This is a genomic window from Cellvibrio sp., from assembly GCF_039207905.1.
Classification (GTDB): Bacteria; Pseudomonadota; Gammaproteobacteria; order Pseudomonadales; family Cellvibrionaceae; genus Cellvibrio.
The window spans coordinates 1-14923 of sequence record NZ_JBCECX010000025.1 but is presented as its reverse complement, the minus strand read 5'-3'; the positions used below and the strand labels follow the sequence as shown (position 1 = coordinate 14923).

The 14923-nt window shown below is 44.0% G+C and carries 13 protein-coding genes and 1 pseudogene; 2 read left to right on the top strand and 12 right to left on the bottom strand.

Features of this window, described 5'->3' with window-relative positions; translation table 11 throughout:
* Nucleotides 1-53: 53 nt before the first annotated feature.
* From AAGC78_RS15035 to AAGC78_RS15010, 6 genes are all read right to left on the bottom strand, one after another.
* Nucleotides 54-536: a ClpX C4-type zinc finger protein gene (locus AAGC78_RS15035; protein WP_435784915.1), complete on the bottom strand. Its 483-nt coding sequence runs from the start codon at nucleotides 534-536 to the stop codon at nucleotides 54-56.
* Nucleotides 537-675: 139 nt separating this feature from the next.
* Complete coding sequence (locus AAGC78_RS15030; RefSeq protein ID WP_435784914.1) at nucleotides 676-993, bottom strand: ClpX C4-type zinc finger protein; 318 nt, start codon at nucleotides 991-993, stop codon at nucleotides 676-678.
* Nucleotides 994-1160: 167 nt separating this feature from the next.
* The gene (locus tag AAGC78_RS15025) at nucleotides 1161-1493 is read right to left on the bottom strand and encodes a hypothetical protein (RefSeq protein WP_435784913.1); all 333 of its coding nucleotides are present in this window, start codon (nucleotides 1491-1493) and stop codon (nucleotides 1161-1163) included.
* Between the two features lie 188 nt (nucleotides 1494-1681).
* Complete coding sequence (locus AAGC78_RS15020; RefSeq protein ID WP_435784912.1) at nucleotides 1682-3268, bottom strand: IS1182 family transposase; 1587 nt, start codon at nucleotides 3266-3268, stop codon at nucleotides 1682-1684.
* Between the two features lie 120 nt (nucleotides 3269-3388).
* Nucleotides 3389-3943, bottom strand: a complete 555-nt coding sequence (locus AAGC78_RS15015; RefSeq protein ID WP_435784911.1) for a hypothetical protein — start codon at nucleotides 3941-3943, stop codon at nucleotides 3389-3391.
* A gap of 472 nt (nucleotides 3944-4415) precedes the next feature.
* Nucleotides 4416-4913, bottom strand: a complete 498-nt coding sequence (locus AAGC78_RS15010) for a GNAT family N-acetyltransferase (protein WP_435784910.1) — start codon at nucleotides 4911-4913, stop codon at nucleotides 4416-4418.
* Between the two features lie 214 nt (nucleotides 4914-5127).
* On the opposite strand from AAGC78_RS15010, the gene AAGC78_RS15005 reads away from it, so the two are divergent.
* Together AAGC78_RS15005 and AAGC78_RS15000 are read left to right on the top strand one after the other, a co-directional pair.
* Nucleotides 5128-5709, top strand: a complete 582-nt coding sequence (locus tag AAGC78_RS15005; protein WP_435784909.1) for a TetR/AcrR family transcriptional regulator — start codon at nucleotides 5128-5130, stop codon at nucleotides 5707-5709.
* Between the two features lie 51 nt (nucleotides 5710-5760).
* The gene (locus AAGC78_RS15000; RefSeq protein ID WP_435784908.1) at nucleotides 5761-6255 is read left to right on the top strand and encodes a hypothetical protein; all 495 of its coding nucleotides are present in this window, start codon (nucleotides 5761-5763) and stop codon (nucleotides 6253-6255) included.
* Between the two features lie 106 nt (nucleotides 6256-6361).
* Here AAGC78_RS15000 and AAGC78_RS14995 read toward each other — a convergent pair whose 3' ends face one another.
* From AAGC78_RS14995 to AAGC78_RS14970, 6 genes and pseudogenes are all read right to left on the bottom strand, one after another.
* Entirely contained in the window at nucleotides 6362-7540 is a 1179-nt protein-coding gene (locus AAGC78_RS14995; RefSeq protein WP_435784907.1) for a glycoside hydrolase family 88/105 protein, read from the bottom strand.
* A 219-nt stretch (nucleotides 7541-7759) separates the two neighbouring features.
* Nucleotides 7760-10204, bottom strand: a complete 2445-nt coding sequence (locus tag AAGC78_RS14990) for a di-heme oxidoredictase family protein (RefSeq protein WP_435784906.1) — start codon at nucleotides 10202-10204, stop codon at nucleotides 7760-7762.
* Nucleotides 10205-10403: 199 nt separating this feature from the next.
* Complete coding sequence (locus AAGC78_RS14985; protein WP_435784905.1) at nucleotides 10404-12386, bottom strand: family 31 carbohydrate-binding protein; 1983 nt, start codon at nucleotides 12384-12386, stop codon at nucleotides 10404-10406.
* Nucleotides 12387-12495: 109 nt separating this feature from the next.
* On the bottom strand, nucleotides 12496-13065 hold the full coding sequence (locus AAGC78_RS14980; RefSeq protein ID WP_435784904.1) for a helix-turn-helix domain-containing protein: 570 nt from the start codon (nucleotides 13063-13065) through the stop codon (nucleotides 12496-12498).
* Between the two features lie 97 nt (nucleotides 13066-13162).
* Nucleotides 13163-14458 (bottom strand): glycoside hydrolase family 26 protein, encoded by a 1296-nt coding sequence (locus AAGC78_RS14975; RefSeq protein ID WP_435784903.1) that lies wholly within the window; start codon nucleotides 14456-14458, stop codon nucleotides 13163-13165.
* Nucleotides 14455-14923: pseudogene (locus AAGC78_RS14970) on the bottom strand (hypothetical protein); the annotation flags it as partial. The pseudogene AAGC78_RS14970 and the gene AAGC78_RS14975, both read right to left, overlap by 4 nt.

The following is a 14923-nucleotide window of genomic DNA, read 5'->3' as shown; positions in this document are numbered from 1 at the left end:
AGAGATTGGAGGTTACGACATCAGATTAGAGCACCTTTCACCACAGTCTCCAGCTAAGCATATAATTGTGAGTGAAGATAAATAACGCATTCATTGCAAATAACAGCATTTTCAGATGAAAACATATTTTCAACCTCGGCACTTTCCTTATTACAAAATGAGCACCTTGTTTCCCACCATTTTGATTCAGGATCAACGCCGTAGATTTCAACCAGATATTTGTTTACTTGGGATTGTGAGAAATTTGCTTCCTGCCATTTTTTAGATATGCCGTTATAACCCACCTCAACTTTTTTCTTGGCTTCTTCAATTGAAGCACAACCAATACACCCTAAGGATTCCCAGTTTTCATTGCAGAAAAATATAAAAAAACCGGAAACCTCATTATAGGGTTTACAAATAGCAATGAGCGGAACTTCGCCCAAACGCTCACTACCAACATACAGTCTAATTTTTCCAGTAAATGCTACACTTGAATCATTCATGGCAAAATAGAGTAGTTTTGCTGAGTCGATAATTGGTGGAGGATAATTCATTGCTCATTCCCTATTTTGCTTAACGCTGCGATAAAAATTTACTTTTAAATTGGTTCATATACTTATGATCTTACCCTAAAAAGTAGACGCGCTAACTATGCAGCGCACGCAGTCCGCTCGTCGCTACGCTTGCTATACATTATGACTGAGTGCGAAGTTTGTTTTCACAGATAACCACGCACTCATTACAAATAGTTACTCCTGGTCCTTTTACTATTTTTACAGCGGGCTCTGCCTTTCGACAAAAGCAACATGTAATTACGTAAGGCTCTTTAAATTTTTTCCTAGATTGCTCAAAGTGCATTAGGCCAACTACTAAATGCCCAATAGCTTCTTTAATACTCGATCTCAATAAATGATCTTCATTGAGCTGATGGGGTGACAATGGTAGCAACGCATGATCAAGGGCAGTTGCAGCCACATGCAATTCATTTTCAATTTCATTGTCGTAACTCAACTACTTGCTCCTTTTGTATAACGCTAAGCTCATCCGCAGTTTGTAAGTTGACGTTTTATGGACACATTTTGCGAAGCAAAGCCTAGAGGTCGCCCAGCTAAAATGTCAACTTACAAACTGTCCATCGCACGAAGTGCACGAGTTGGTACGTTTTGCTAGTATAAGAATTAAGAAGCTCTTTTCCTATCCTTTATTCCGTAGTAGATGCGAGGTAGATAGAACCACCAAATAGTACCTAAAACCCCATGAATAAAATATGGTGGATAAAGAAGCCACTTTAATGATGAGTGTTTCTTTTCTAAAGTATGCAACGAATCAAATAGCACAAAATTAAGAATTGAAACTGGAAGATCAATTAAGAACCAAAACCCCCAGACAAATATAAAATTCCAGCCTTCATTAAAGCTACCCAAAGGCAATGTCACAAAGATAATAAGCAAGTGCAAACCTGCCATAAAGAAGCAAAATTTATTCATTTTTTTATCTTTACTTAAAAGCATGCACATTATCCATTTAACACGGTGCTAACGAGGCTGTAGAAAAAGCCATTCTGTATTGAATTCCCCCACTGCCAATTAATTTATAATTGATTGACCAACTTTGCTCGATCAAAAATTATTTTTCAAGGTCTTTCAGTTACAAACTCATCGATATTATAAAAACGCGGTCATTCGCACTCTGTTTATTGTTACTTTTTCCTGACCCTAACCAAATCCCCATAATTGGCCAGCTTTTCAATATTATGGATTATACAAAACAACTGCCACTGGCCTTGTACTTTGGTTGTGCCACGCAAACTGAATCGCTTTAGGCCTTTGTTAGTACCTATATTAGCAAACACCGGTTCAACCGTAGACATCCGATGACTATAAACCGTTTTTCCAAAATCGCTGTCAACTCGTGCTTTCATCCACTCGGTATATTTGTTTTTGGATTCTTTATCAACAATAAATGATACCTGCCGTCCATGCCCTGTTCGATCATTGGCTGATTCCGGGTTTTGCATGCATGCTTCCTTCAATGGACATACCCGACACTTGCTGAGCCGACCTTCAAAGTACAGCTTTTGATGCTTGCCGTAACGATCCGTCCCCTCACGCTTTAACCACATATCCTCACCGGCAGGACAGATGCAAGTTTTCGTTTCCGGATCAAAATTAAATTCACTCGCCGGTATCACTGACTTATAACGCGTTTTGATTTGCACTATCGGCTTGCGTTTTCCATATTTGGTTTTCTGCTCTGCAAATTTCGGATCACGACTGCGGAATTTATTGTCAGGAATATAAGCGTTTATTTTATTGTTATGTAAGTATTCCATATTCGCCTCGTTGGCAAAGCCGGTGTCTGCTGTAACCAGAACATGCTTGCGGTAAATATTGCGGGCGATCTTTAGCTTTTTGTATCGCTCTTTAATAGACGCGATAACAGGTTGTAACGTGTGATGCTCCTGTCCGGCACCAAACACCTGCGCATCAATAATAATCTGGTGTTTTTTATCAACTGCCGCAATGCCGTTATAACCTTGAACCACACCTTTACTGGTTGGCATTTTGGCGGATTCATTATCGGTGATATTGCTCTTAACTTCGGTCGGCCGTTTCGCTTGCCCCATCCGTGGGGTTGCTGTCTTTAGGAATTTATCAATCTTGTCATGGGCTTTGCTCAGGGTTTCAATTGCTTGCGCGGTGCGCTTTTGCTTTTCTACATCGGCAGATTCTGATTTATCAATACGCTTATGTTCGCGCATGTGATGACGAATCAGTTTTTTTAATTTAGCCCGTTTCTGTTGCAGCTCTTTAAACGTGCCGGACCATTCCTTTGATGCATTGGATGGGATTTTGCAGCCATCAATCGCAAATAATTCATGACCTAGTAAACCTTGCTCATGACATACCAGTAAGATTTGTTCGAACAGTGCTTCAATGGCTTGCGGGTGACTACTGATAAAACTGGCAATAGTGGTGAAGTGAGGAACGGTATCGCAGGAAAGCGCCTTGAAAATAATGTTGTTGGTACAGCACCATTCAATTTCGCGGCTGGAGGTAATACCTTTTGAATACGCGAACAACACAATGCTCAACAAAATAGCGGGATTGTAAGCAGGCCTGCCACCATCCTTATTGTTATAGGTGTAATCAAAGATGGAAAGATCGAGCTTCTCGTGAATCAGAAAATGAATGGCGTGTTCGAAAGTGCCAGGTTGCAATTGGTCACGAAAATTAATCACGACCATAGCATTTTGATCGTGATTATAAGGAATAAACTTTGGCATAAGCGCACTCCTGTGGGATTGCGCTATTGTAATGAAACTTAATCGATTTGCGGGATTTTTCTACAGCTTCAACGCCAAGTTCAGCGGCAGTTTGCGGGTTTCTACGTTTGTTATGCATATTTACGAAATGTGCATTGTGCAGTTTGGAATTGCCCCCTGAGCAACCTTATTTCTCCATACTTCAAGCCAAGGTTTACCATGGCGCCAAAATATTTCAACTTGGTTTAAAAATTCTAGAAACGCTTCCGATTCGCCTGACACTAGTAAGTTTCTTGCGAGCTTCATATTAGGGCCAAAACTATTTAGCTGGGGTGAGCCAACAGTACTTGCAGCCAGATTTAGAAAATATTTTGCCTTGTCTAGATCTCCACTATCAAAGGCGAGCATGCCGAAAACCCAATTTTGATAGTAAATTACATTCCCATAGTTCCAGTTCTTTGGAACAATTTTTATGAGTTCCGACATTTCTTCTGCCCACTCTTTGGCTTCTGGAAACAAACCAAGCATATACGCAGCCTTTGCTGCTTGAGGAATTGCAGAATGACGCTCTTTTAGCCCGGAGGTATTTCTCATTTCTAATACTGCTTTTTCGTATAGAGGAACCTGAGCAGAGAAAATTCTGTCTTCTTCTGCTTGCGTCAAAGGTGCTTTTTCCATTTCTTCTTCAAAGTTCATAATTACCCTTGACTGCATAACAGACTATTAAATTGCACCAACTATATAACCCACGGAAAGTTATTCCAACTAATTTGGTGTTCCGCTGCATAACTCTAAAAATAAAAAAACCTGAAACCACTTTAACTCTCCATTAATCAACAACTTGGTCACCCCTCTAAATTAATTATGGAATTACACGATACAGATAATCTTAAATAATTACTTGTTAAATCTCGAATAGCCAAACTGGAAATAAACTAAAGACCGTAGCGACATTTGGCACCAGCATGAATTGCAACTGATTACCGTACCAGTAATATTGCTTGATGAGATTAAAGAGCGGGTTAAATTACCGCAGCGGGCGATCAATTGCGTTTCGCATGTGATTGACAGGATTGACGGGCACCTTAGAAGGCAGTTGTCGAAGTAGATGGTAGTGTAGAGCCGCGCACGGCCTGCGCGGCTCGCCACTTAAATGTTATCCAGTTAATCAAACCGTGTCGCGAACTCTACTGTAATGTAGCTCATTAAAAATTGAACCATTTTTATAAATGGCTTTTTCCAATACCGCCTCTAATTTATAACCACACTTTTGTAACGTTTTGGCAGAGGCTAAATTACCCTCAAAAACCGAGGCGTAAAGCCGAACTATATCTGTATTCTCAAATATCAATTGGGTGAACTTTTGTAGCGCCTCAGAAGCAATACCTTTCCCCCAATAAGGCTTGGCAACCCAATAGCCAATCTCAGCATTTCTTTGCTTTTCAAACTCACCCGGGATAGCACTAATTGAGCCGACAAAGACTCCGTCCTTAACAATAGCGTACACAACGCCAATATTACTGCCCACAGTTACCCACCAATGCGCCGATTCATTTGTATATGGCTGGGGTATTCTTGCAGAGAGGAAATGTGTTTGAGTTTCATCGTTTAAATATGAAACCAATAATGCCTCATCTTTTTGTTCAAACTTTCTCAGCTCCAACATTTGGATTCCCAAAACGCTCCGTTAGCGGTGGTTTTCAAATTGAGACTTTACAAAATATTTTTTGCACAGCAAAAATCGCGAAGCAATGTGTCTAAAACTGCGATTTAAAAAGTAGCCTAGTGTAGCAAAGAGGAATGGCACCGCGACAACAAGCAGCCGAACCCTGTTTTATCTAACACTTGACGACCTACCTACCAGTAGGTAGGATGCTTCCATGAACAACACATCAACCACATCAGACAAAATTCTCGCTTCTGCACGAGCCCTACTTATTACGGGGGGCTACAACGGCTTCAGCTATGCGGACATCGCTGAAACTATTGGCATACGCAAAGCAAGCATCCACCACCATTTTCCAGGCAAAGTGGATTTGGTGCGTACGCTACTCAGACTTTATCGACAAGAAATGGAAATGGGCACTTCGAAAATTGATCTTGTTGTAACTAACCCTCTAGACAAACTTAGGACATACACAAGCTATTGGGAAAAATGCATTTCGGACCAAAGTGCCCCTTTATGTATCTGCGCACTTTTGGCAAGCGAGTTACCCGCATTGCCGGAGGAAATACAGATTGAAATCAAGGCGTTCTTTACAGCGTTATCAACTTGGTTAACCACAGTATTTGAAGATGGCGCGAAACAAAAATCCTTTAGCCTCTTGAGCGAACCGGCTGTAGAAGCAGAATCGTTTATGGCGATGATTCATGGCGCCATGCTCTCCGCTCGCGCCTACGGCAACCCCAAAATGTTTGGAATTATTGTCAATCCACTTTTAGAGCGCATTGCAATCCATTAATCCGTGGTTATGTATTAGGTATTTAGTAATTTCATCTGAAAGGTATTCATTATGTTTGGGATCTCACCACTCGGCTGGCTACATACACTTGGCAGCCTCCCTGCTATTGCGGCGGCTCTATATATGCTTGCGCGTTATGGTCGAATTGCTCCCCGATCCACGCCCGGAATTGTCTATTTAATATCGATGCTTTTGGGCTGCATCACTGTCTTTTTTATCGCACAGCAAAACGTCAGCTATGGAATAGCTATCACAACAATCGTATTGCTTCTGATTGGTTATAGTGTGGGGTATCTTTCTACGCTGAGAAATACAAGTGTATATATCGAGACGATATGCCTAACGCTAACAGTATTTTTATTGGTGGTTCCAACAGTTTCTGAAACGTTGCGCCGTGTACCCAATGGAGATCCCATTGCCGCAGATCTTAATTCACCGATACTTTTGGGTACACAAGGTGTTTTATTTGTTGCACTTATCCTTGGCATTACGTTTCAAATCATCCGTATACGCAAAACCAAAAGATCTTTATCAGCTCAAACCTGACAATCTGAATTTTCGAGGGAAGTGTATTAATTTTTTCTAAGTTTTTATTCAACGTTGAATAAAAAATCAAAAAAGGCGGCTATTGCCGCCTTTCTTTTTTCCATTTTTACAACTTTCTTACTTCAGACGCCGCTAACAAGAGCGCACCTACGCCATAGAGCTGTGTATCCTCCGGCAATATTTTTTCCGGTGATGCACCTACCTGTTGAACCCAACCGAGTTTGCCCGTTTTATCCACTGCGCTGGCGAGTCCATTCCAGCCGGAGTTTACTGCTTGTAGATATTCTGCTTTTGATAACAAACCATTGTTGATTCCCCATGCGAGACCGAAGGTCATAAAGCCGGTGCCGCTGGTTTCGGGGACATTGAATTCGTCTTTATCGAGTAATGATGAAGGCCAGAAACCGTTGGGTTGTTGTAGTTTGACTAAACTCGCCGCCATGGTTTTAAACAGCTGCTCATATTTTTGTTTACGCGGATCATTTGCCGGAATTTGTTCGATCAATAATGGCAAGCCTGCAAACACCCAGCCGTTGCCACGGCTCCAGAAAATTTTCTTGTCGTTTTTACTGCGACGTTCAAAAAAGCGGCTATCGCGATAAAACAGGTGTTCATTTTTATCAAACAAGTAATCAATCGTTGCTTGATATTCTTCATCCACATAATTCAAATAGGCAGGATCACCGGTTAGCTTGCCCACGGCTGCCCACACAGGCGGAGCCATAAATAAAGCATCGCACCAACACCAGCGACGCTGGCAAGTAGCTTCACCTTGATGGGTTGGGTCGGATGCGTATTCGAGGCTATGGGTAGCGCGGTTTGCCATAATCTCTTTAAACACTTTTTGTGTTGGTACTATCAGGCTGAGATCATTTTTGCGCGCGGCAACTCCGGCATAACTAAAACCAATGACTTGATCATCGGCATGCCAGCTTTTATCGCCGAGCTTCCATTTATTAGCTTCACCCTTTGCAACCAGGGCTTGTAAATAACGCGGATTATTTGTGCTTACCGCCCAGCGATCCAGACCGACATAAAATGCACCTTGAATCCAACCATGGGGATTTTCGGTATGGTCGCGAAAGGTACGTACGTAATCAAAGGAGTTCATGTGCGCGAGTTGCCAACCGGCAGCGCGATTGGCGATATCAGTTACCGCCGAGGATTTTATTGATGTTGACGACTGCTGATTAGCACAGCCCGTCAGCGACACCAATAACGCGAATAACACCAGACCAATATTTCGTTCCAACATAAAACGGCGGAGCAAAAATAATCTATTCATGTCGATAGTTCCTATGCAAAGCACACTAGTATTATTGTTATGTCAGGTCATTTTTTCTTATGCAGAGCATCCTAGGATAGCTTTTTGGCAAAATGAAGTGCTTTACGGAGCTTTACCTTTTCCGCGCGTGAATAAATAAGATATAAAAAAGGCAGCCGAAGCTGCCTAACACGCAAAAACAATGACCTCTTCCAGTAAGAGACCACTGCCTTCCAACACTTATAGTGCTTGTAGATAATTAATTAGCGCTTGGCGATTTGCTGCCGAGGCCGCGTTGTAATTTGCTTTCGCTGTTGCTGCATCACCATTGTGACGGCTAATGGCCGCTTCCAATGTGGTCGATGCGCCATCGTGCATTAACGAATAACTGCTGGCAGTTCCCGTGCGGACGTAACCACTCAAACCAATCCCCCACAGCGGCGCAGTGCGGAATTCACCTTCACCTAAATCGTGCAATAACAAATCGGTGTAGGGATGAATTGTCTGGTTGCTCAGCTCAGGGAAGTTGGCATCAACACCGGTAGTCACCGTCATTTTATGGCAGCCACCACAGCCCATATTGGTAAATTGTTGATGGCCTGCATGAGTTGTAAGGTTTGTACGCGGAACAGGAACCGACAACAATTTCAGATAAGTAACCAATTGATCCAGACGTTGATCTGAAATTTCTTGCGGGCCAAATCCGGGGAAACTGCTGCCCACACCCATATCCTCTTTCAATGCTTTGGCAACTTGATGACGCAGGCTGACAGTCTCTGCGCGCCAACCGTAACGACCAATTTGTTGTTGGCCATTCACCGTTACGCGATTTACGCGGCCACCATTTTGCGCAGCCCAACCTTCAATCGTTGCATCAGGAATTGCCCCCAACAAACCCATGCCAATCATTTTTGGCGGCACAACATTTTGGCCGGGTTGCATAGCACTCGAACCATTTAATGTATGACATCCGGTGCAGGAAGGTTGAATAGGATTGGTTGCCAAATTGGCAAGCTCCGGCATCGGTAAATTACCGCCTTGCGCTTGTGGACCCGGCATAAATTGTTCAACGTGATTACCGTTAATCATATTGGTGTGCAAAACACGGCGCCCCATCAACCAATCAGCAATATGGTTTGCACCAATATTGTAAGCATGCTGCATGTAAGCAAAACGTTGTTGTGCACCACCGGTTGCCGACAATTGCGGAACAGTCGTATTACCGCCAAGCTTGGCAAAACTGTCATTCACATTGAGTGGGCCAATTGCAGAGTCGCGATTGTTAACAGTAAAGCCTTCACCCAATACATATTTAAATGTTTGGCCGTAGTAATTGACGTTATCGCCAGTCAATTGCGCGCGATCAAAATTGATCGTAGTTTCAAATTCAATTTGCGCACCTTGCTCAAACGGGCGATTAATATGTTGCCAGCGCTGCATCACCGCACGCCATTTGGTTGCCGCTGTACGCTGTGCTTGCGTCGCATTACAGGCAGGAACGACTGTGCCATTTGGCAACACAATATCCATCACATAACCGTATTCAAAATTGGTTTCATCGCCAAAATATTTGTGATAACGCCAATTGGGCACCTGCTGGTTACAGCTTTTTGTTGCGCCCGATGAATCAGTCATTGCCGCTGGTACTGCACCAGTCAAAGTAACAACGACACAAGCTTCGGTTGTTCCACATGCTGCTTGGCGTTGTGATGCTGCTTCTGCGCGGGTGTAATCGCGCAGCTCGACATAACCAAAACGGCCGACCCAATATTCAATATTAAAATTATTGAAATCATTACCACTTAGTTCGTGGCGTACGCGGTAGCGCTCGGCAAAGTTGGAAATGAGTACGCCATTTTCTACGCGCGTCGATGCAGCAGGCAAACCGTTCGAGCTGGAAACAGCCGCTGAGCTAACCGGTGCGCCACTGGAACTTGAACGGGATGAGCTTGCAACGGGTGTGGATGATGGTGCAGCAGATGAAGCAGGTGCTTGTGGTGTGCGTGTTACGCGCGCGCTGGTTTTTTCGCCCGCACTGTTGATGGCGGTTACGGTAAAGTCATACGCAAAACCATTACTTAATCCACCGACGTTAATACTTATGCCTGCAGTTGTTAACACAGAATTTAATGTACCTGTGGCGAACCCGTAATTAATGCGATAACTGGTAGCATTGGCTACAGCAGCCCAACTTAATGCAACGCTACCATTACCAGCAGTCGCATTTACGACAGGCGCATTCGCGGGCAATGCAACAGACGAAGAAGCAGCAGAAGATGAGCCACTGCTTGCGCAGTTGTAGCTATAAAAGGTGGTATCGGTTGGGCCGGGCAACCAAGAGACTGTGCTGTAGTTACCTTGTACACGCAACGTAAATTGATCGCCCGCATCGCATTGCAAATTGGTGGTGTACACATAACGCCAGTAACCATTCGCCAAACTGGTTTCAGTTGCTCCGGTGATGGTGGTATAGGAGTAAGTACCATTTTCATAGGCGGTCAACCACATGCCACCGGTTTTGCGTTCGTTAAACGTATAGTCCAGCACAATTTTATTTTGTGCATTTTTACTCGCGCTAATTCCGGTTGTTTGCGCCTGTGCCTGATTTAATAACGCAACGTTCAGCAGTGCAAAGCTGCTGATAACACTTCCATATGCGAATAGTCTTTTTAGTGTCTTATTCATTTATTCGCCTCACTAATTTTCGGTTGCTATCTTTTTAAAGTAAGTAATGAGTTTGAAATTATTGTGCGAGATGAGCTGCGGCATCCCTTCCTGGACTCGCCGTGAATACATCCCTGTAGGCTCGAACGCAGCATCCATGCTGCATACGGTCCATGAAGGAATACCGCAACTCATCTTCAAGATCATCGAAATTTTCCGATTAAGGTAAAACGCATTGATTCGTGAACGTCTTGGTTTGCACTCCCGTCATGTACTGACCAGGAGCGGCAGCTTGTTGAACTTTAAATTCAATCGGATAACTTTGACCAAGCACACCACTGACACTGCGACGGTAGTAACCATTGGTTAAGGTTCCCGCACGGCAATCACCATTCAGGCACAAATAATTCCAGGTTGCCGACCAGCCATTATTTTTGTGATAAAGCACCATGGTGTTGTTATTGCTGTAAGCAATTCCAAAATCGCCGCAAGCCGCTGCTGTGGATGAAGCTGCTGCAGAAGATGCAACCGATGAGCGACTGGACGAACTACCTGCAGGAGTTGCAGTAACGCGCCCACTCACTTTTTCACCAGAGCTGTTAATTGCAGCAACAGTGAAATCGTAAGCGTAGCCATTGGTTAATCCGCTAACGGTGACATTGGTACTATTGGTCAGCTGCGTTGAATTTAATGAGCCAGTCGCAAAACCATAATTGATGCGATAGCTGGTTGCATTGGAAATTGCACTCCAACTTAAATTCACACTTGCATTACCAGCAGTCGCAGAGGGTTGCGGTGCAGTACTTGGAGGAGCAACTGCAGTAGACGATGCAGCCGAAGAAGTTGCGGTAGATGAAGCAATACTGCTGGTGCTGGAATTTCCACCACCAATTGGACTACCGGCATGCGCATAAAATGTTTTTGCCATTTCCGTTTTGAAATTGCTCATCACTTGTGTATTCGCTTGAATACTGGTGATTCCCCAATAACCCGCCGCACAAGAAGCAGCGCCCGGTGCGCAATACCAGCGCGATTGCGATTGCCAATCGGTATTGATGTAGGCCACTGCACGCAAGTGATCGCGGTTGTCGTTAATCCATTGGAAGTAATCGCTGAAGAACGCATTCCAGGCTGCTTGTCCGCTCGCAAAATTTTGGGTGTTTTGGCGTGCGGCAGTACAGCTGTAATTTAAATTGCGCAAATCAAATGCTTGCGGTGCCGATTCAGCAATCATTGCCGGTTTGCCGTGGTTGCGCGCAAAAGTCATCAACGCATTTTGCAAAGCACGCGGTGCAACGTCCGGAACAGTCCAAGGCTTTGAACCATCCTGACAAGACCATTGGTGCGTTAAATAATTACTACCAGCGAAAAAAGAAATGCCGATCCAATCTACATAAGCATCGCCGGGATACCAGCTTTCATAATGTGCCGCAGGATTAGGCGAAACTTGATAGCCGTAAGCGGGATCACCATCGTCAGGATAAGTCGCGGCTTGCCACACAGTCGCGACATTGGTCGCACCCAATTGGTCAATGCGCGTTGCAATCCAGCGATAGGCATTTTTATAAAATGTTTGGTTGTAGCAATTCCAGGGTCCATCGAATTCGTAACCAATACGCAGGTATACAGGGCGACCGCTGGCTTTGAAATAATTGATCATACGATCCATGGCATAGCGCCACTGATAAGTCAGCGATGCAGGATTGGTTGCACTACCCACATCGACATCACCAGTACCGGCAATTGCACGCAGTGGTTGATTGCCGCAGCTCGCCCACTCGTCGGATAAATACAAACCCACCGCGAGTGCAACTTTGTTGTTGGCGAGCAAATCGTAATCACCCAGTGTCTCGGTAAAATTGACTTCACCGTTGTTGTTATCCACTGGCGGGCCTTCAATGCCACTCACATACATAGTCGCATTAGCCGGTGCAGAATTGGGATGGGTCGCTTTGGGTAATACCGACACATACAAAGTCACACCGCCCGGTTTTGGCAGCGTTGAATGTGCAGGATTAGTGAGCACATCAGTTTTGTACGCGCGCAGTGTGGTGGTGTCCTGCCCCATTAAAAATAATACTTTGTTGTTTGCAGGCAGATTCACAGCATTGGCTTCAATTGCTGCTTGTGAAGGTAAGGAGATTAATGTGCTCAAACAAAGGCCGCTGAAAAGCAGCCCGGAGAGCCGTAGTAGATTTTTCATGCTGGATTCCTGTTATTTAGATTTATGTCACAGGGATTTGTAACCCATACAGGAAAACGCTTTTTTATCGCAAGATACAGTTCTAATTCACTGCAAGTAAAAAGTAGAACTACTCCAATTGCTGATTGGAACGATATTTACATCTATATTCTGCCGGGGTTATTCCTTCACGTTTTTTAAATAAGGTGAAAAATGTTGAGCGGCTGGAAAATCCAACAGATTCATAAATATCCTGCACACTGGACTCATCCCACTCTTTACTGACCAAACGTTCTTTAGCCGCCATTAGCCGGTAATGATTAATAAACTCAAAATAGTTTTGTTGAAATTCCTGCCGAATGAGAAGGGATAACTGCCTCGCGGGCAATTCCAGTAATTGCGCCATACGCTCAATGTTTAAATGTGGACGGGCATAAAGTTGTTCTGAACGTATTTTTTCGTCGACGCTGATTTTCAGATATTCAAAATTAGTATCACTAGCAGAGTTGTTATTTTCGTGAATAGATACAGGTTTATCCACAGCAGGGAGCGAACAGGTAAATTGAGGGACAACAGAAATAGTAGGAAATCGCAGTATTCCTGCCAAATGTATATAAATTACCGTGTACGAAGCAATCCAAAACAGGATCACTTCGTACGGAGTAAAACGTGCCTCAGTAAGAATGGCAAAAAAACTCATGATACTGATCCAACCTGTGATTGCTCTTGGTGTTATTTTTATTAAGAGCAATATTGGACATCCATGAAACTAAAATCACATTTTGTTTAGGTACTATTCACTTTCCGTTCACATAAATAGGTTTGGAGATTTCCTCTTTAAATTTTTTCAAAATATAAGGGTTCGCCTGAACCCGGCTGTCAGCCCAGTAACCCTGATTACAATCTTTGGCACCAGCAGTAGATTGCGGAGCGCAATACCACATTCCCTGACTGTGCCAGTTGGTATTGATATAAGCCACTGCGCGAATAACATCTTTATTGGCTTGGATATAATCAAACCAATCAGCGTACCAACTGTTCCAAATCTCTTCTGCTGCTACGGGTTTTACACGGTTAGTAAATATGCAGCCAGTAGATAATTGCGAATTGCTAAAACCCACCGGTGCAGCTTCAGCGATCATTACCGGTTTTTTATGGTTGCGGGCAAAAGTTAAAATTCGATCTTGCTGTGAGCGAGGTGAAACCAATGGTGTAAACCATTCCGGATTTAATGCATCGCATGTCCATTGGTAATCGCGATAGGTATCACCATAAAAAGTGGAAAGCGAAACCCAGTCCACAACATCATCGCCCGGATAAAACTTTTCCAGATGATCCACTGCGGTCACTTGATAAATGCCTTGATTGCGCGGCCAAGCGGCAGATTGCCATACTGTGGCGATGTTATTGGCCGATAATGCATTGATACGCTGTTTAATAAAACGATAGGCCGCTTTATAACTCTCTGGTTCGTAACAATTCCAGGGGCCATCAAATTCGTAGCCAATACGCAGAAACACCTGGCGATTTGATTTCTGCAGAAACACCAGAAGTTTGTCGATTTGTTGGCGATAATCGGCAATATCTTTTTCGCTCACACCATCACCGACAATACCAGCGATCGCACGAGTCGGAATTTGTTTGCAGCCAGCGTGACCGTCAGTAATATCAAGACCTACTGCCAGCGCAGCACCGGGAAACTCTTGCAAAGATTTAGCAAAGTTAATAACACCCGCGCCGTAATCAGTATCAGTGGTAATGCCTGCAAGACTGCCCTGCTTGGCGCTATTGGAAATTTTGGTGTACAGAGTGATACCGCCCGGCTTTGGCAAATTCGCGTCCTTTTCCAAAGCATCTTCGCGATATTCAGTTAATGTTTCGCTGTCCTGCCCCATCAACAACATAATTTTATTATTAACCGGCAAGTTACGCGCTTGCTCAAAAGCAACTGCCGCGCTTATCTCTTTACCTGCTCCCGCGCCGCTTGCAAGATCTTGTTTTGCAATGCTGGAGCAAGCGGTAATAACGGATACACTCGCGACCAATAAGCACACCCACTCCCACGACAATCTTGGACTACGACTTTTTTTCATACACCCTGCTCCACTCTTGAATTACGTGCTGGATTATTATTGTCTGCACCAGCATCACTGTTATTATCCAATTCGCGGTAATTAAACCAATCAAAATCGGCATGCAATTTCATACCGCTTAAATCCTGGCAACAAATACCAACAAAGGCGCCGGTAAATGCCGGGCGATAGCGGTCACTCATTTCGCGCACGTGGTCGTCCGATAAAATGCTGCCATCCAATTCAGGCCCCACTTTTTTCCAGCCATCAGGATGATCAGCTTCCGTATAAAAAAACTGTACTCGGCTAGCATGCCATTCGACTTTCAATAAGAGTTCGCCTTGTGCAGCAAGCACTACCGGCTGTTGTAGTGGTTCGGTAACTACGTAATTATCGCAATTGACCAAGTGCAATTCGCGCTGCCCGGTGGATTCTGCAAAGGAAATATACAAATACAAATAGTGGGCGGTGTTGTAGTAACAAACC

What these genes read in the sequence shown, in the direction of transcription:
- AAGC78_RS14990 (WP_435784906.1), bottom strand. Translation starts at nt 10,204, where the DNA reads ATGAATAAGACACTAAAAAGACTATTCGCATATGGAAGTGTTATCAGC.
- AAGC78_RS15020 (WP_435784912.1), bottom strand. Translation starts at nt 3,268, where the DNA reads ATGCCAAAGTTTATTCCTTATAATCACGATCAAAATGCTATGGTCGTG.
- AAGC78_RS15010 (WP_435784910.1), bottom strand. Translation starts at nt 4,913, where the DNA reads ATGTTGGAGCTGAGAAAGTTTGAACAAAAAGATGAGGCATTATTGGTT.
- AAGC78_RS14980 (WP_435784904.1), bottom strand. Translation starts at nt 13,065, where the DNA reads ATGAGTTTTTTTGCCATTCTTACTGAGGCACGTTTTACTCCGTACGAA.
- AAGC78_RS15000 (WP_435784908.1), top strand. Translation starts at nt 5,761, where the DNA reads ATGTTTGGGATCTCACCACTCGGCTGGCTACATACACTTGGCAGCCTC.
- AAGC78_RS14985 (WP_435784905.1), bottom strand. Translation starts at nt 12,386, where the DNA reads ATGAAAAATCTACTACGGCTCTCCGGGCTGCTTTTCAGCGGCCTTTGT.
- AAGC78_RS14995 (WP_435784907.1), bottom strand. Translation starts at nt 7,540, where the DNA reads ATGAATAGATTATTTTTGCTCCGCCGTTTTATGTTGGAACGAAATATT.
- AAGC78_RS14975 (WP_435784903.1), bottom strand. Translation starts at nt 14,458, where the DNA reads ATGAAAAAAAGTCGTAGTCCAAGATTGTCGTGGGAGTGGGTGTGCTTA.
- AAGC78_RS15005 (WP_435784909.1), top strand. Translation starts at nt 5,128, where the DNA reads ATGAACAACACATCAACCACATCAGACAAAATTCTCGCTTCTGCACGA.
- AAGC78_RS15015 (WP_435784911.1), bottom strand. Translation starts at nt 3,943, where the DNA reads ATGAACTTTGAAGAAGAAATGGAAAAAGCACCTTTGACGCAAGCAGAA.
- AAGC78_RS15035 (WP_435784915.1), bottom strand. Translation starts at nt 536, where the DNA reads ATGAATTATCCTCCACCAATTATCGACTCAGCAAAACTACTCTATTTT.
- AAGC78_RS15025 (WP_435784913.1), bottom strand. Translation starts at nt 1,493, where the DNA reads ATGCTTTTAAGTAAAGATAAAAAAATGAATAAATTTTGCTTCTTTATG.